Source organism: Collinsella sp. AM09-41 (assembly GCF_003473245.1).
GTDB lineage: Bacteria > Actinomycetota > Coriobacteriia > Coriobacteriales > Coriobacteriaceae > Collinsella.
In genome coordinates this window covers 649,613-666,268 of the sequence record NZ_QRMJ01000001.1, presented here as the reverse complement: position 1 = coordinate 666,268, position 16,656 = coordinate 649,613, and the positions used below count along the sequence as shown (strand labels likewise).

At 57.3% G+C, this 16,656-nt stretch carries 17 protein-coding genes and 1 tRNA gene; 12 read left to right on the top strand and 6 right to left on the bottom strand.

Annotated features, from left to right (window positions below):
• Positions 1-71 precede the first annotated feature (71 nt).
• Together DW112_RS10055 and DW112_RS02965 are read left to right on the top strand one after the other, a co-directional pair.
• Entirely contained in the window at positions 72-833 is a 762-nt protein-coding gene (locus DW112_RS10055; protein ID WP_233540267.1) for a septum formation initiator family protein, read from the top strand.
• A 20-nt stretch (positions 834-853) separates the two neighbouring features.
• On the top strand, positions 854-1,855 hold the full coding sequence (locus DW112_RS02965; RefSeq protein ID WP_118328282.1) for a hypothetical protein: 1,002 nt from the start codon (positions 854-856) through the stop codon (positions 1,853-1,855).
• Between the two features lie 299 nt (positions 1,856-2,154).
• Here the strand turns inward: DW112_RS02965 and DW112_RS02960 are convergent.
• Positions 2,155-2,239 (bottom strand) — tRNA-Leu (locus tag DW112_RS02960).
• A 31-nt stretch (positions 2,240-2,270) separates the two neighbouring features.
• A complete protein-coding gene (locus tag DW112_RS02955) occupies positions 2,271-2,894 on the bottom strand; it encodes a hypothetical protein (protein ID WP_118328281.1) in 624 nt (207 codons plus the stop codon).
• A gap of 163 nt (positions 2,895-3,057) precedes the next feature.
• Here DW112_RS02955 and DW112_RS02950 point away from each other — a divergent pair, with 163 nt between their 5' ends.
• Positions 3,058-3,345: a PTS sugar transporter subunit IIB gene (locus DW112_RS02950; RefSeq protein WP_055252380.1), complete on the top strand. Its 288-nt coding sequence runs from the start codon at positions 3,058-3,060 to the stop codon at positions 3,343-3,345.
• 11 nt (positions 3,346-3,356) lie between these two features.
• The gene (locus DW112_RS02945) at positions 3,357-3,731 is read left to right on the top strand and encodes a VOC family protein (protein ID WP_089573578.1); all 375 of its coding nucleotides are present in this window, start codon (positions 3,357-3,359) and stop codon (positions 3,729-3,731) included.
• A 295-nt stretch (positions 3,732-4,026) separates the two neighbouring features.
• On the opposite strand, the gene DW112_RS02940 is transcribed toward DW112_RS02945, so the two are convergent.
• The 3 genes from DW112_RS02940 to DW112_RS02930 are packed head-to-tail and all read right to left on the bottom strand — an operon-like array spanning position 4,027 to position 6,637.
• On the bottom strand, positions 4,027-5,322 hold the full coding sequence (locus DW112_RS02940; RefSeq protein WP_117767010.1) for a cell wall metabolism sensor histidine kinase WalK: 1,296 nt from the start codon (positions 5,320-5,322) through the stop codon (positions 4,027-4,029).
• A complete protein-coding gene (locus DW112_RS02935; RefSeq protein WP_117767008.1) occupies positions 5,306-6,076 on the bottom strand; it encodes a response regulator transcription factor in 771 nt (256 codons plus the stop codon). Before DW112_RS02935 ends, DW112_RS02940 begins: the two co-directional genes overlap by 17 nt.
• A gap of 18 nt (positions 6,077-6,094) precedes the next feature.
• The gene (locus DW112_RS02930; RefSeq protein ID WP_117759445.1) at positions 6,095-6,637 is read right to left on the bottom strand and encodes a DUF4342 domain-containing protein; all 543 of its coding nucleotides are present in this window, start codon (positions 6,635-6,637) and stop codon (positions 6,095-6,097) included.
• Between the two features lie 504 nt (positions 6,638-7,141).
• Here DW112_RS02930 and DW112_RS02925 point away from each other — a divergent pair.
• Together DW112_RS02925 and DW112_RS02920 are read left to right on the top strand one after the other, a co-directional pair.
• Complete coding sequence (locus DW112_RS02925; protein ID WP_118328280.1) at positions 7,142-7,816, top strand: type IV toxin-antitoxin system AbiEi family antitoxin domain-containing protein; 675 nt, start codon at positions 7,142-7,144, stop codon at positions 7,814-7,816.
• Positions 7,817-7,834: 18 nt separating this feature from the next.
• Positions 7,835-8,722, top strand: coding sequence for a nucleotidyl transferase AbiEii/AbiGii toxin family protein (locus DW112_RS02920; protein WP_117797570.1), 888 nt, complete (start codon positions 7,835-7,837; stop codon positions 8,720-8,722).
• A gap of 69 nt (positions 8,723-8,791) precedes the next feature.
• Here DW112_RS02920 and DW112_RS02915 read toward each other — a convergent pair whose 3' ends face one another.
• Positions 8,792-10,228, bottom strand: coding sequence for a hypothetical protein (locus DW112_RS02915; protein WP_118328279.1), 1,437 nt, complete (start codon positions 10,226-10,228; stop codon positions 8,792-8,794).
• A 290-nt stretch (positions 10,229-10,518) separates the two neighbouring features.
• Here DW112_RS02915 and DW112_RS02910 point away from each other — a divergent pair, with 290 nt between their 5' ends.
• The 6 genes from DW112_RS02910 (at position 10,519) to DW112_RS02885 (ending at position 16,562) form a co-directional block, all read left to right on the top strand.
• A complete protein-coding gene (locus DW112_RS02910) occupies positions 10,519-11,436 on the top strand; it encodes a hypothetical protein (protein WP_118328278.1) in 918 nt (305 codons plus the stop codon).
• Between the two features lie 38 nt (positions 11,437-11,474).
• Positions 11,475-12,959, top strand: a complete 1,485-nt coding sequence (locus DW112_RS02905; protein ID WP_117797542.1) for a VirD4-like conjugal transfer protein, CD1115 family — start codon at positions 11,475-11,477, stop codon at positions 12,957-12,959.
• A 114-nt stretch (positions 12,960-13,073) separates the two neighbouring features.
• Positions 13,074-13,676, top strand: coding sequence for a ClpP family protease (locus DW112_RS02900; RefSeq protein ID WP_117797541.1), 603 nt, complete (start codon positions 13,074-13,076; stop codon positions 13,674-13,676).
• Positions 13,677-13,750: 74 nt separating this feature from the next.
• On the top strand, positions 13,751-14,578 hold the full coding sequence (locus tag DW112_RS02895) for a hypothetical protein (RefSeq protein ID WP_117635637.1): 828 nt from the start codon (positions 13,751-13,753) through the stop codon (positions 14,576-14,578).
• A gap of 78 nt (positions 14,579-14,656) precedes the next feature.
• A complete protein-coding gene (locus tag DW112_RS02890) occupies positions 14,657-15,433 on the top strand; it encodes an HNH endonuclease (protein ID WP_117635636.1) in 777 nt (258 codons plus the stop codon).
• 295 nt (positions 15,434-15,728) lie between these two features.
• Positions 15,729-16,562 (top strand): Dam family site-specific DNA-(adenine-N6)-methyltransferase, encoded by an 834-nt coding sequence (locus tag DW112_RS02885; protein ID WP_117635635.1) that lies wholly within the window; start codon positions 15,729-15,731, stop codon positions 16,560-16,562.
• Positions 16,563-16,656 lie beyond the last annotated feature (94 nt).

Here is a 16,656-nt window from a genome sequence, read left to right as displayed (position 1 = left end):
AAGGCGGTGCGGGCGCTCGTGCTATAACTAGAATACTTAGCGCAAACAAACCTCAACCGCACAAGGCGCACATGGATCAGATTTACGACAACAGGTACTATTCCGCCGGTTCGCGCGAGCCGTCGCTGCACCGTGCGCGCACGGTGCAGCTCGGTGGGTCCGCCTACGCCGGCGTCGGCCGCCCCGCGCAGCGCCCGACAAGTACCTCGCGCCCCAATGCCCAATCAAATACTTTGGCAGATGGACCAGTGCGCCCGGCGCGTTCGTCGCATGCATCGCGTCTCTCGACTCAGGCACACGACAAATCGAGCAGACCCTCGAGTCGTCTTTCGGGCTCGGACTTTATGCATTACGCCAACGACAACGCGGTGGTCAAGGCGATCTATGACTTTACGCATGGCTCTCTGCGTCCGCTGTTTATCGGTATCGTGGTGGCGCTGGTGCTCGTGAGCCTGTATTTTCCCGTGCGCGATCTGTACGTGGCAAAGCGTTCGAGCGATATCTTGGCCAAGCAGGTCGAGATTCGCCAGCAATACAATGATGAGCTGCAAAAAAGCGTCGACAAGCTGCTCTCGGAGGAGGGTATCAAGGACGCGGCGTCCGAGGACCTGGGCCTGGTGATGCCCGGCGAGAAGAAGATTGACGTGCTAGGCTTGGACGACGATTCGGACTCGTCGTCGAGCAAAAAGTCCTCAAACGCCAAGAAGGCCAGCGAAGTGGCCAAGGAAATCGAAGAAGTCGGCAAGGACGCGCCGTGGTACATCCAGGCGCTCGACATGCTGTTTGGGTTTAACGGCGTCGAGGGTCAGACGGTCGTGTCCAACGGCAAATAGCGCCCGGAGGGGAGCCCGCAATGACAAATTGCAAACGCTATAAGGTGGCCGCGATCGACCTGGGAACGGTGTCGTCGCGACTGGTGTTGGCCCAGGTCGAGGGCGGAGCGATTGTGGAATCGTCCAAGCATACCGAGATTACCGACCTGGGCGAGGGCGTGGACGCGACGGGGCGCTTCTGCGAGGCGGCTGTCGAGCGTGTGCTCGCTGCGTGCCGCATGTTTGTGGACGAGGCCCGTGCCTTTGGGGCCGTGTGCGTCTGCACCACGTGCACGAGTGCCGCGCGCGATGCGTCCAATGCCGCGCTGCTGCTGGACGGCCTGCGCGAGTTGGGGCTCAAACCACAGGTGATTCCGGGCGAGGTCGAGGCGCGCCTGACGTTTTTTGGCGTGGCGCACGACTTTGCCGGCGAGCGCATCATCGTCGCGGATTCGGGCGGCGGGTCCACGGAACTCGCGACGGGCGTATACGCTCCGGAGCGCGGCGTCTTTGCGCTGGAGGGAACGCGCTCGCTGGACATCGGTTGCCGTCGCGTGACGGAGCGCTTTTTCTCTGCGTTGCCGCCCGCGGATGGCGAGCTTGCTGCCGCTGCCGCGTGGGCAGGCGAGCAGTTCGCCGCCTATTTTGAGGGCCTGCCTGTCGACTTTGAGCGCGCCGAACGCTTAGTCGCGGTGGGCGGCACGGTGACTACGCTGGTGGCTCTGGTCCACGAGCTGGAACCGTACGATTCGAGCTTTGTGCACCTACGCGAGCTGTCGCTGGAGCAGGTCTCGGCCGCTATCGAGCGCATGTCCGCGCTGGATGTTGCGGGCATCGCCGCGTTGCCGGGCGTGCAACCCAAGCGCGCGGGCGTGATCTTGGCAGGCGCCGTGGTGATTCGCGAGCTCATGCGAGTCGGCGGCTACGACACGCTCACCGTAAGCGAGAACAGCTTGCTCGCCGGCATGGCCGCCACCATCAACGAGGTTCTCGACGGCGCGACCCCCACCATCGCCTGGACCCCGAGCCTGAGCACCCTTTAAAAGTAGTCAAAAAGCTCTGTCCCAAATGAGCTGCTCTGCAGTTGACGGCACCTAAAAGAAACGAGCCCGCATCCCTTGGGGACACGGGCTCGTAGACAATACGTGGTAGGGGCGGTGGGACGTCTGCGCATTTGCTGCGCAAATGCGCACCGGCTTCGGCCGCCTGTCGGCGCCCTCGCCGGCTCGCTACGGACGCTGCGCGTCCGCTTGACGCTCGCCCCCTCGCGGGTTCGAGTCCCACCGGCATCCAAAAGAAACGAGCCCGCATCTCAAAGGGACACGGGCCCGTAAAAGCCATATGGTAGGGGCGGTGGGACTCGAACCCACAATCCTTGCGGCGAGAGATTTTAAGTCTCCTGCGTATGCCAATTCCGCCACGCCCCCGTGAGACTAGAAGTCTAGCACAAGCCGTCCGTTACGCGTTGACGGCCATCGAGTGCTGGCCTGACTTTTCCAAGTACTCGGCAAACTTGGCTTCGTCGCCCTTGTTCTGGTACTGCAGGGCCAGCAGGTATTCCAGGCGGCAGCTCTTGACCTTGTCGTCGCCGGCCTCTTCGAGCATGCGCTCCAGCTCGGGAATGTCGTTGTGGCGCTTGAGGATCATCGTGTCGTACATCAGCTGGCATTCGTGTGCGACTGCCTCGGCCTGACCGCCCTCAAAGCCCTTGATCTCGTGCAGCAACTCCTTGGACTTTTTGCGGTCCTCCTGGCCAACGTAGTAGTTAAAGGCCTTAATGACCAGGTCGACGCGCTGCATCTTGGGCAGGTTGAGTCCCAGCAGCAGGTCGAACATCTCGCTGGCGCGCTTGTGGTCCTCGCGCAGCAGATAGGAGTTCAGGCGCAGGTAGTCGCGGTTGTAGCGCGGGTACAGCATGCTGGTGAGTTTGTCGTCGAGCAAGCGATCGAACTCGTCCCACTGCTTAGCGGCCATAAGCTGCTGCAGGCGTTTAAACGTGGTGCGTTTTTTGACGCTAAAGAACACCGACACGGCGATACAGATGATAACGACGGCGGTCCAGAGTGTGCGGGAATCGGGCATATTAGGGTCCTTAGTCGCTCATAAAGCGAGCGGTATGACAACACGTACTAGATGTATTATACGCAGCGCGCAAGCAAACTGGCATAAAAGCTCATCGAGGCTAAGTGCCATCGCTCGCTGCGGTACACTTACCTAAAGTAAACCATGAAGGGAGACATTACCTATGAAGAAGATCGTTTTGGCTTGCGGTGCTGGCGCTGCTACTTCCACGCTCGTTGCCCAGAAGGTCGCTACCATGCTCGACGCCAACGGTTATGCCGGCAAGTATGAGATCGTGCAGTGCGCCATCTCTGAGGCCAAGGACGCTTGCGACGAGGGCGCCGACCTGCTGATCGCCACCACCGTTGCCCCCGAGGGCCTCACCTGCCCGTACGTGAGCGGCGTGCCCTTCATGACCGGCATGAACCGCGTCGCTGCCGAGAAGGCCGTCCTCGACGTCATGGCTCAGTAGGCGCTGACTGTATGAGTGAGCAGAACGCCAATCCGGTCGAGCTCTTTGGCATGCGCGTTGCCCATGTGGGCATTAACGCCACCGACCCGGCAGATGCCCTGGAGATCGCGGAGCTGTTCTCGACGATGATGGGCCTGCCCGTTATCGAGACCCCGGTTTCGTACTTTAACGATTCGCTGATCGAGGTCATGAAGCAGAACGGTCGTGGCACCAAGGGCCACATCGGCTTTGCCGTCAACGACATCGATGCGGCCGAGAAGTGGTTTGCCGAGCGCGGGCTCGAGGTCAACGAGGAGTCGCGCGTGCTGCTGCCCGACGGCGGCACCAAGCTCGTGTACTTTAAGCGCGAGTTCGCCGGCTTCGCCGTGCACCTGTGCCGCGAGTAGCGCACAGGCTGCTATAGCTAACGAAAAATGGGGTAAGGCCACGTGGCCTTACCCCATTTTTAATGCCGAGAGGGTGACTGACGGGCTGCCGTAAAACGAAGGTGAATGCTTTTCCGCGAAGTGAACGAGTGAAATCGGACCCCTGGAGCATCGACACTTTGGAGGCACCGTTTCCTGCGGTTTCGTAAGGTTTTTCCTGCGGTTTTGGCGTCAAAAAGTGTGGATGCTTCGGGGGTCCAAAATAGGTCGTTCACTTCGCGGAAAAGCATTCACCTTCGATTCGTGAGAGACGCCCCTACCGCGGCAGGCGAATCGTAAAGCGGCTGCCGACGCCCTCGACTGAGGTCACGCCGATGACACCGCCATGGCTGTCGACGATCCACTTGGCAATGGCGAGCCCCAGACCCGAGCCCTGCGCGCCGGCATCGCGTGCGTTGTCGGCGCGATAGAACCGTTCAAACGCGTGAGCTGCGGATTCCTGGTTCATGCCGATACCCTCGTCCTCAACACTTATGTCGATCGTGCCCGCGCCCGCATCCGGCGTCACGCCAAACGAGATGGATGTGCCCGCGTCCGAATACTTGGCGGCGTTCTGCACGATCACGCGCAGAGCCTGCTTCACGAGCGCCACGTCAACGGGCGCGTCGCAGCGCGGGTCGCTGGTAAGTGCGGCATCGTACGCCAGTCGATATGTGTGCGCGGCATCGATCATCTGCGATTCCTCGCATACCTCGCCGACCAGTGCGGCCAGGTTGGTATTCGCACGCCGCAGGACCGTGCGCCCGGCATCGCCGCGTGCCAAAAACAGCAGCTGCTCCACGAGCTCCTGCATATGCTCGCTTTCGGCTTTGAGCGAGGTGATGGATTCTGCCAGCACGTCCGGGTCGTCTTTGCCCCAGCGGTCGAGCATGTTCACGTAACCCTGAATCACCGCGATGGGCGTGCGCAGCTCGTGACTCGCATCGTTGACAAAGCGCATCTGCTGCAGCTTTGCCTCTTGCATCTGGCGCAGCAGGCGGTTGAGTGCGACCTCGATGCTCGCCAGGTCGGCGTCGCCGGTGGTGACGCTCGGCGAGTCGACGCTTGCGCGCTCGATGGCCTGCTCCAGCGTTTCCATCTTGCCGCCGGCGAGCTGCATGCGGCCGAGCTCGTCCACACGCAAGGCCAGGTCGTTGAGCGGCGCCATAGTGCGGCGCACGCGGCGGGCGCCGCCGAGCATGTTGAGCACGCTGATGACCTGCCAACCCACAACGACAAGGTAGAGAGGCCATAGCGCGACGAGGTCCTGCGCGAGGGGGAAGGTCTTGGTGGTGCGCGCAAACTCGACGGTATAGGTGAGCGTTGTCAGGTCCCAGCCGCGCGCGGGCGTCAGTGACATGCCGTGAACGCTGGCGCTGGGGATCCATCCCGCGGTAAACGCGCCATCGGGCAGCGTCTGGTTGTAGCCATAGACGAGGATCGCCGCCGCAACAAGCAGCAGTAACAGATCCAGCCAGACGTAGCTCACCAAGCGGCGCCACATATAGCTCCAGTTGATGGCGCGGGCGATGGAGGTGACGCGCTTAGCCTCGTCGTTACGCGCGGCAGACATAGCCCACCCCGCGCACGGTCTGGATGATGCGGGCACCGCCGGCGTCTTCGATCTTGGCACGCAGGTGCGCGATGTGCACGTCGACGTTGTTGGTGTCGCCCACATAGTCGTAGCCTAGCGCCTCGTGCGCAATGCGCTCGCGCGTGAGCACGGTGCCGGCATGCGTCATAAGCAGGGCGAGGACATCGAACTCGCGGGCGGTCAGCACGATGGGCGAGCCGCCGACCGTGACTTCGCGGCGGTCGGGATCGAGCGCAACCGAGCCCACGGTGAGCGCGGTGGGGGAGGGCGAGGCAGAGGTCTTGGCCGAGTCGCCAGCTGGGGGTATCGCAACGGCGCACCCGCCCGCACCGCCCGCCCCAACGCCGCCAACGCCCGAAGCCGTCCGCACAGCCTCCGAGCGCTTTAGCGCCACGCGGATCCGTGCGAACAGCTCCTCAATGGCAAACGGCTTGGTCAGGTAATCGTCAGCACCGGCGTCGAGCCCGGCCACCTTGTCCATCACGGCATCGCGCGCGGTGACCATGATCACCGGCACATCCTTGTGCTTGCGGACACGCCGCAGCACCTCCATGCCGTTGAGCTGCGGCAGCAGTACATCGAGCAGAATCAGATCGTAGTCGCGCTCCAGCGCTAGGTCAACGGCGGTGCGGCCATCGGCGGCGTGCTCCACCTGGTAGCCCTCGTGCTCCAGCTCGAGCGTCACAAAGCGGGCGATTTTCTCCTCGTCCTCTACAATCAGGATCCGTGCCATACGTGCCCCCGTCTGCGATTACTTGTCGTCGTTCAGATTTTGCTTGATGTCGTCCGCGGCATTGGCAGCGCTGTCCATCAGGTTGTTGATGCTGCCGGGCACGTCGCCGTCGCTATCGATGCGGTAGCGCATGCCAAAGAACAAGCCAAGCAGCATCAGCCATATCGTGGCGCCCCAGGCAAACAGGGCGACGATGGGAATCAGGATGGGAATGTTGAGGATGATCGCGTCGCGGCGCGTGGCGATAAACTTGGTGTCCAGGCTCAGACGGAAGAGCTTTTTGAGGTACTCCCACACGCTGTCCATCTTCTTGGAGAAGTCGGTCTTTTCGCTCGACTTTTCGTAGGCGACCTGCGCGGCGACCATCTCAGCCGAGGGCTCGTCGGCTGGCGCGGACTCGGTGGCGGCGTGCGCCGACGTGGTCTGCGTCTTGCCCTGCGACTCGAGCCAAATGATGGCGTCCAGGACGTTGCCGTCGGCGGCGTCGAGCGCGGCCTTGGCATCGGTGTAGCTCACGTTGCACTTGGTGCGGATGGTTTCAACTTTTTCGAGGTCGTCCATGACCTGTCCTTTCGTTCGATGGGCGCGACGCCAGGCGATCTGCCCGGGCGCGAGCGTTGCGTTCGGCGGCCTGCGTTGCGCGGCGCCGCCCCGCTCTTGGTCGAACTCTATAGTGCAGGTTATAGATTAAGCGATTCTTGAGCCAAGATTAATGTTGGATGAGTTTTTGGGTGGTGCGGAGGCGGGCAGGGGCAGAAAAGGCAGGTTTTGCGTGGCGTGAAGGAGGGGCGGTCTGATCTTTGGGATAGCTGATAGCGAGGTCTAATACTTTTCCGAGAAGTGAATGAGTGAAAACGGACCCCCGAAGCATCGACACTTTAGAGGTGCCGCTTCCTGCGGTTTCAATGCTGAAATCCCACGATTTTGCCGCCGAAAAATGCGGATGTTTCAGGGGTCCAAAAACAGCCGTTCACTTCGCGGAAAAGTATTAGACCTCAATAGCGGGGGATGGGGTGCCGGTGCAAAACGGCGTCAGAAATGGGGTAAACAAGGCAAACGGATCTAATGGATCAAAAATCACGTTGCAAAAGTATGAAAATATCCTACAATTGCAACATGAAGTACTTTAGCAACATAACGGCGATAAGCGAGCTTTCCGAGAGCGAGGGCGTGTTTACCACAGCCCAGGCGGCTCGCATGGGCATCTCTCGAGATGCGCTGGCACATTCATGCCGCGCAGGGCGTCTTGAACGGATATGCCACGGCGCCTACCGGATGTCCGGAACGCAGCGCCGAGACACCGACGAGCTCAACGCTCTATGGAAGCTCACCAATCCCTCCCTTTGCGCATGGGAAAGAAAACGCCAGTGGGATGGCATCGCCGTGAGTGGTACGACTGCGGCGAACCTTCAGCAAATGGGTGATTTCTATCTGTCCCCCTACAGGATGACCGCGCCCATGCGCATCAATACAAGAAACGAATCCCTTTCTTTTGCAAAGCGCGAGATTGCTGAGCAGGACATCGTCTGGCTCGACGGCCTGCCGGTAACTAAACCCGAGCGCACGCTTGTCGATCTTTGCCTCGATTGCGAGGACCCCTCATTAATCATCGATGCCTATCACGATGCGCTTGGGCGAGGGCTCGATATACAGCGGCTGAGAGGTCTTGTAGAAGAGAACTCTAAAACCGCCAAACGACGCGAGCTGATGGCGCCTTTGCTGATGGTACTGAACGGGTAATGCGAAACGGAGGACATGGTGAAGTACAAAACGCCTGCCGCATTGGAGATGGCTGTTAGGAATGCCGCAAGAGAATCACCAATGGATACTAATCGGGCAATCGTTGGTTTCTACTTTCATTGCTTCCTATGTCGCGTTTTTTCAGAAGATGACTGCCGTTTTGTGCTTAAAGGTGGTCAAAGCGTCCTGGCGCGAACGCTCGATGCGCGTGTCACAAGAGATATTGACTTGGTTGCTCAAGAGGAGAGCCTCGAAGAGGCTGTTGCCGATCTGGTGCGGGCGGCTTCGATTGATCTGGAGGATTTCGTTTCGTTTGTCTTTGATCGTGCAGAGCAGATCAAAGAAGAAGATGAGTATCGGTGCGGTGCTGAGGTATGGTTCACCCCCTTTATGGGAACCAAGAAGCTACAGCCAATTTCAATTGACTTGGTAATTGATGAAGTGCGGGGACTTGAGCCTGAGGTTCTCGCGCCGATCGATCGTTTGAATATCGAGGGGCTCCCAGTCTGCGACTATCGAGTATGCCGAGTGGAGAGCGCCCTTGCAGATAAATTGCTCGCAATGATAGAGATGCATGAGGGCCGTGCCTCTTCGCGAATCAAGGATATAGTCGACATCTTGGTGTACGCGAAAACTTGCTTCATCGATGGGGCTACACTTATCGAGAGAGTCGAGAAAGAAGCGTCTGTCCGCAAGGTGGCAATGCCGGAAGAGTTCGTGGCGCCTCTCTGGTGGAAACAAAATGGTTCTGCGCAGTATGTAAAGATGGCTAGGCAGGCGGGGGTACTTGATCTCGCGGGGAGTATCACTGGAGCAGAAGAGGTCGTCAATCGGTTGTATGCTCCGTGCTTCGATCGTTCGGAGAATGTGCGCAAATGGAATCCCCAGACTACGGGATGGGAGTAGCCCAGACAGTTAAGCCGGCGGCAGGAGCTGGTCCCGCCGCCGGCTTGGGGCGTTACTGCTGCCTATGTGTTACTCGCAGATTTGGTCGAGCACTTCGGTGATGGTCTTTTTTGCGACTTCGAGGTTGCGCTGGGCTTGGGCGACGGCAGCCTCGGCTTGTTTCTTTGTTTCTACGACCTCGGCAAAGCGATTGATGGATTCGCTGTACTCGCGCGTGCGCGGGTCGAGCGCTGGCGGGACTTCGATCTCGAACAGGTCGTTAGGGCGGATGGCGCGGATGCTGGCTGCTTCGGTTAATGCTTGAATCAGCTGTGCCCCATGGCCTTCGGTAAGGTATCCAACGATTATCTCCGAAAACACTACGCGCTCCTCTTCGGTCATCGTTTGGAACGACGGGCGAATGACGGTGGTGTTATGCGAAGCAACTAGGTGTTGCTTCGCGTCATCGGCGCTGACGACGAGCAGGTTGGACGCGCCGTAGCGACCCAGCATGCGTGGCATGACGATATCTCCAGCGCGGAGCTCATATCGATCGAGAACGCTGGGGTTCACCTTTACGATTTTGGAATCCGAGCCATTTGCACTCTCTACAGCATATGCGGGTAGAAGGTTGCCATCTTGAAAATCCTGAGATGAGATGCGGCGTACCTCGATTGCATCAATGTCGTTTGATGTGGTGCTCTCGCGGGGCATAAATGGAGCTACTCGCGTAAAAGCGTCACCGAGCGTAGCCCTGTAGTTTCGGGTGAGGCTGATAAGGCTGATTTTGCCTTTTGAGAGGGCTGCGCGATGCAGCAGCAATTCACGCGTGGCAAAAGTGGACGTTTCGATAGGCGTTGATCTGGGCGTATTGGTATCAATGCGGGCCCAGTCGGGGGAGATGGAAAAGGTGATATCTGAGTAATACGATGTTTCTGTCACATATCGAAAACGCGGCCCGGATTCGATTGCGCTGCGAAATGCAACGCTGCGATTTCCTGAAGACAATATGAGAAGCGCGCTTGTCATGTAGGGCCTGGGTTCAGAAAGTGGCAAATACACGACGCTCTCGATGAGTCCTTCGCGTATCAGGATCGTGCGCGCCTGCTCGGCTTTATCGAGTAGGTCGGCGGGCAGCACTACGGCTGCGCGAGTGCGATTCGAAAGGGCGAGCGCATACAGACACCAAATAAAGGGACCCCAGTCACAGAAATCGAGGTAGCCGGGCTCTAAGTAATCGATCAAGGCGATACATTCTTTTTCGATGTCGTGTTTGCCCGTACGGTAATACCCCGATGCGTCGATAAACACCGGAGCCGCATCGCCATTGCCCGCGCCCTGCCTGCCGGGTTCAAGCTCGCAAATATCGGGTACGCCGTTGCTGTTCAGGCTGAAACATTCACGAAGCGCCTTACAGTCGATGGCGCCAGGCAGACGGACGGTGAGTAGACGGCTGCCCTGCTCCAGATTAAGCGCGCGTGAGAGGGCGGCGGCGGTGAGACGTGGCAATGATGTTGTTTCACGCATGTATAGAGCCCTTTCTTCTTAGTGGGTTATATATTAGCAGAAAATTTTGATAATTTCTAATGACGAGAACAGAGCACTGTGCTATTCTCGAAGTAATCCAAAACCAACTCAATACAAACTGCTTGATGCAATCGCTACACAGCCTTTAGGTAAACTGCGCTATCAAGCAGGGTGATTTCACTAACGAAGCTACAGGTTAGGTCGATTGTCATCGTCCATGCCTCAGACCATTCTAAAACATAGAACAGACTTATCGACAAACATCCGCAACCGGATAGGAAGAAGCATTCATGAAGAATGAAGACGGCATTTACGAGGTGTTCCTCAACACGATCGACGAAGATCTCCGCAGCATGTGCAAAAAGAACGGGAAGGCAGAGATGCCGTTTCCGTATCCGTACTGCGGCGAGCAGGATACCGAGCGCTTGGCCAAGGCACTCGTTGACGTGCTGGAAAAGCACTCGCCCGATATTCCCGGGCTGGTGCCCGAGCAGTATCGAGACGATGTGCACGAGGCCCGCGAGCTTTTGGCCGCAGCGTCGCTCGCTTTGTTGTCGCTGTATTTTCCCCAGCGCGATAACTGCGCGCACTGCATGGCCATCTTAATTGGCATGTTTGAGCACGGAAGCAATCCGCGCTTTAAGTCGAGCGGTGTGCGCATGTTCGAGCAGGTTACGACAGGTATGAAGTACTCGTCTGAACAAGGTGGATATATTCTGTCTCGCTTTGTGCGAAGCATTGACTACAAAAGACCCTGCGACCACGTGCATCGCGATGGCTCGCGCGGTTTTACGGCGGACGAGGACGATGCCGTCATGTTTTATAAGCGCTATCTCAAGGTGCAGAGACACGTATTCGATACCAGTCCGCGTTTCAACTTTGAGCTATGCGTCAAACGCCCGTTTGAGGCTCTTTCGGACAATCGGGAGAACTTTTATTGCATGGAGGAAAAGATGGAAATCGATTTGGCAACTAAGGTACGGGAGCTCCAGGACCGCTACACCCTCAACTTCGCTCAGGCCAAAGAGTATGACCTGCTCGACAAGCTGATGATTGATGCATTGCTTGCATATCTGCGCGACGGGTCAGTCTCAATCGCGGCGCGCGAGAGCTATGTGGCGCAAACCGAGCGTCTGATTGACGGTGCGGTCAAGTTGCCGTGTGCGACGAGCCCCAAGGAGGGCGCAGACGTCGACCGTATTTCCTAGCAATCACGCAGAACTATCGACAAGAAAGGGGCCGTGCAATGTCGGTCATTAAGATGTACGGCTACGAGGCCGCGCAGCAAACGGAGTATCAGACCAAGAAGTGGGCGACCAAGGAGGAAATGCAGACGCTGTCATCCGGCGATGAGCAGCGCGATGTGATCTTGGCGCAAGGTGCCACGGTGGCTTTCTACGAGGGCGACAAGCACTGGGAGACGAGCGTGTCCAACAATGTGTTTGCCTTTGGCGGTACCGGCAGCGGCAAAACGGCGAGTTTCATTTTGCCCAACCTGCTCAATCACCACGAGTGCTGCTATGTGGTCACGGACACCAAGGGCGAGCTGCTGCGCCGTACGGGGAAGGGCTTCGAGGAGGACGGCTACGAGGTAACGGTTCTCGACACCATCAATCCCGAGCAGTCGTCCGGGTACGATCCTTTGCGCTACGTGATGGATGTCGAGGATATCCCCACCACAGTGGCGTCAATCATGGAGGGGGTCGATCCTGACAGGCGTAGCTTTAGGGACGATCCGTTTTGGGACAATGCGAGCGATCTGCTACTTCGAGCGATTATTGGAATCCTGTTCCTCTTAGAGTGCCTTGCCGGCACATTTGCGCCGGACGGGGATCCCGCAGCTCCGCGACGCTATCTTAAGATGAACAACGTCTTTAAGCTGGCGGCACTCATCAAGGTTACGGGAGATGGCGAGGGACGATTTCCGCTGGATCACCTTGTGGAGCAGGTGGAGTCCAAGGAATTTCTTGGCAAGTATGATTCTGCGAACGCGGACCTGTATGGCGTTGAACAGTATCGTGATTTTCGCGGGGCAGCCGATAGAACGCTTAAGAGCATTCTGATCACGCTTAACGCGACCATCTCGCGGCTTAAGACCCCCCAGCTCATGCGCGTCTTTGAGAAAGACGAGATGCGCCTCGACCGTATCGACGAGGGCAAGCGCGTAATCGATCTTAAGGTGAGCGACAACGACTCGACCAATGCATGGCTTGCGAACGTTGCCCTTAAGCAGCTGTTTAACCTGGCCCAGCGCCGCGCTGATTCCAACCCCAGCGGGCATTTGCAGCGCCACGTGCAGTTTATTCTGGATGAGTTTCCCAACGTGGGCCGCATTCCCGATTTTGAGCGGAGTATTGCGACCGTGCGCAGCCGTGGCATTAGCTTTTTGATGTGCGCGCAATCGCTGAGTCAGCTCGATGGTGCGTACGGCAAATCCGCAGCGCTTACCATCCTCGATAACTGCGACAGCTTGATCTATATGGGCGGCGGCAGCAACATCGCGACACAGGAGTACATAAGCAATCTGTGCGGCGAGTCGGTTCTGGGCACCAATTACGTGGGCGCCGAGCGTACTGCCGTCGATGTGCGCGGTTGCGTGATAACCCCGGGCGAGGTGGGGCTTATGCCGCGTACCGACTGCCTGGTCAAAGTAACCGGCATGCGCCCCTTCCGTGCCAAGAAGTATTTTTGCGGCGACCATCCCAATGCGGCCAAGTGGCTGAGGGATTAGTCCTTGCAGCTTCGCGCGCTCCATCTTGCCTATTTGACCGCACGGCTTCCATTGGCCGCTAGCCGTGCGGCCTCGTTTTACTTCCTTACCGATTCCGTTTAGAAGGGAATTACCATGTCCGTTATGTATCGTGAGCCTAGCATTATCAAGAAGTCCAAGGACGGTCGCGTTGCCGCCGTCGATATGGCAAGTGAGCTGCTTAACAGCCGCGTGCTGCTGCTGGAAGGCGAGGTCAACGATGTGACCTGCAATGGCCTTATTAAGTCCATGCTGGTGTTGGAGCATCAGAGCGCCACCGAGCCCATCACCCTCATCATCAACAGCCCGGGCGGTAGCGTTACGGCGGGGCTGGCGCTCATCGACACCATGCAGTCGCTCGACTGCCCCGTGATCACGGTGGGCGAGGGCGTCGTGGCCTCGATGGCCGCGGTGATCTTGGCCTGCGGCGACCACCGCCAGGTATACCGCCACACGCAAGTGCTCATCCACCAGTTGATGGGCGGCACGGGCATGGCGCAGCAGACCGATATCGAGATCGTGGCCCAGCACACGGCGGCCATGCGCGCCGAGCTGGACGAGCTGCTGGCCGAGCATGGCAACCTGAGCGCCCAGGAGTTCCACGAGCTCACCGAGCGCGACTGCTGGTGCAACGCCAGGCGCGCTCTGGAGTTGGGTCTGGTGGACGAGGCGATTGCTCCGAGTAAGAAGGCGCTCTAGCGGGGCTCATGTCTTGTGGGCATATAGAGCGGGGCGAACGATCGCGTAGTTTAACGGCCAGAAAGAGGTTGAACATGAGCAGGATTTGGGATGTCGACGGCATTGAGTGGGAAGACCTGCCCACCGTGAGCGACCTGCTGTGCGCTGCGGACACAAAGATCCTGGCGCGCGAGGTTGCCCTGCGATACGGCGGCAAGCCGGACGGCCGCGGCCGTGTCGATAACGAGCGCAGCTTAAAGCGCGCCCGCCGCAAGGTCAAAAAGCTGCGCAAGGTTGACCCCGAGCCCAGCGACAATATCGTCCTGCTGCCCAAGCACGTCATCAATCGTCGTGGTGCAGGCCACGGCTTTGGCTATTACGACGTGGAGCCGTGCATCTTTACACGCGGCGGCGTTCAAATGCTAGGTGAGGATGTGCTCGCCAAAGTACGTCCGTGGGAATTGATCTTGATGGATGATGAGTCCGCGAGCGAAATGCTGGGCTATCGCGTATGGCTCGGCGGCGAGTGGGACCTGTGCGAGCGCTACCGCTTTTTGGCCGTGGTGTGCGTTCGCATGCTGAACAGCATCCGGGCGCAAAAGGAGCTGCGCAAGTGCCTCGTGCAGGGCGAGACAGCCTGTGATATGGACGAGGACGAGGCGATCGAAGGGATTCGCCGCGACGTGCTGTATCCCGAGGAAGTGATCAACGCCAAACTCGGCGGCTATTGGGATGCGAGTTTGGGACTCAACCTGCCCTGGAAGAACGAGCACCGGCAGACTTGCACGCGAATCGACAGGGCTATCGATGACCTGTTTTCTAAGGAAACGAAGCGCTGCGCTGCCGAGCTTGGGAAGAAACTTGAGCGAGGGTATGAGGAGCGCAGGGAGGTGCCGTTGTTTCAATCATTCACCGACGAATGAGAAAAAGGCGGCGGCCGCGGTCCCCCGCGGGATTATCCTGGACCTATTACGTGAGCGGTGCGCGGGCGAGGAGCAATCATGGCTGGTCGTGGAAGCAAATGGTCGAGGGAAGAAACCCTTGCGGCTCTGTTTCTGTACCTCGCCCTACCATCGAAAAAGGTTGATGATACAAACGAGGATGTCCAGGCGCTAGCTAAGGCCATTGGCAGAACGCCGGGCGCGGTTGCTCTAAAAATCTGGAACCTTGCATCATTCGATGAGCGTCGACGTGCTCGCGGCAAGGTTGGAATGACCCATGCAAGCAAAATGGACAAGATGGTTTGGGCTGAGTATTCCTCTGCTGGTGATGAGCTTGTCGAGGAGGCGACTGAGGTTTTCCTCAACCGTTTCGATTTTAAAGAACCGCTAAGTGATGAGCTGAAAGAGACGATCGGCTTTGATTTGCCAGAGGGCAAGGAGCGCGAGGCAATTGTTTCGATGCGGGTGAACCAGGAGTTCTTTCGAAATACCCTGCTCGTCAATTACGATTCAAGATGCTGCTTGACGGGGCTAACGAACAAGGCTCTGTTGGTTGCTAGCCATATCAAGCCCTGGAAAGTCTCTGATCCAAAGACGGAGCGACTCGCGCCCGACAACGGCTTGCTTTTGAACGCATTGCACGATAAAGCGTTCGACCGGGGACTAATCACCATTACGAAGGACCTAAAGATAGTGGTGTCTAGCGTGGTCGAGCACGAAACTCCTGAGGACGAGTACTTGTGGCGCTACAACGGAGAGCCGATTACGCTTCCGAAACGATTCGCCCCAAGAGCTGAGTTTATTGAATATCACAACGATATGGTGTTTAAGGGGTAGGGGTCCGTATGGAAAGCCCGAGTTGAAAGCGATTGTTGTTAAGACGTTGCTTAAGCGTCCTCGTTATCCGGAGACATTTTTAGTATTTGAGGGTCGTTATTAATTATTAGGAATGATTTTCGAAGAGTATTGGCTTTATTTGGCTTAACGATGGATATGGGGGTGCGTGCCATGCTTCGCTGCCGATTCTTGGGTTGAGGAAAGGGATATTGATGTGCGCAACGTGTGTTGTGTCCCAGCTAGCGTCTAAACTAAAATCCTTGAGTCTGAACATGGACGGCGCATCGGAGGTTTGATGTCGGTAATTGTTCCCCCCATTAAATGCCAGGGAATTAAAACGAAGCTAGTCCCCTTCATTGAGGAGACAATAAACTGGGATAAGCAGCAGGGGATATGGTACGAGCCGTTTTTGGGGAGCGGGGTTGTGCTATTTAACGTTTGTCCACAGAGAGCGGTGGTCGGTGATCGCAATCAACACATTATTGATTTTTATAGAAGCGTGCAGCGGCATGAAATAACATCAGAGTCTATGCGGGAATACCTTGAACGCGAATCTGTGATGTTGCGTACTGGTGGAGCGGAATACTACTACGAGGTAAGGGACAGATTCAATACAAGTCATTCACCGTATGACTTTATCTTCTTAAATAGGTCCTGTTTTAACGGCGTTATGCGTTTCAATAGGAGCGGGATGTTTAACGTTCCATTTTGCAAGAAGCCCGAGCGTTTTTCCAGGTCGTATATAACTAAGATATGCAATCAGATTGATAGGGTGCAGGCTGCCATGGAAGGCAAAGACTGGGAGTTCAAATCTTGCGATTGGAAAGAGATTATGCGGGCGCCAAGAAAAGGCGACTGTGTTTATCTCGACCCTCCTTATATCGGCCGCGATACAAATTATGTGGGTGAATGGCCAGAGTCTGAAGCTGTTGCTCTGGCTGATGCTGCTCATGCGACTCAGGCGGATGTCTATCTTTCCATGTGGAAAGAGAATAAGTACAGGGTGAATGAGCATATTGAAAACTGTTGGAGTGATTTTGAGTGCTTTGAATTCTCCCATTTTTATCACGTCGGCTCGAAGCAGAGCTTACGCAATTCAATGATCGAAGCGCTTCTCGTGAAGGCCTAAGAAATAACTCTTACTTGGTTCATGTGCTGGAAATGATGATATAGAAGTAGATGGAATAACGTCCCCTAGTCCACCTTTAATCTCGTGTTTCCCT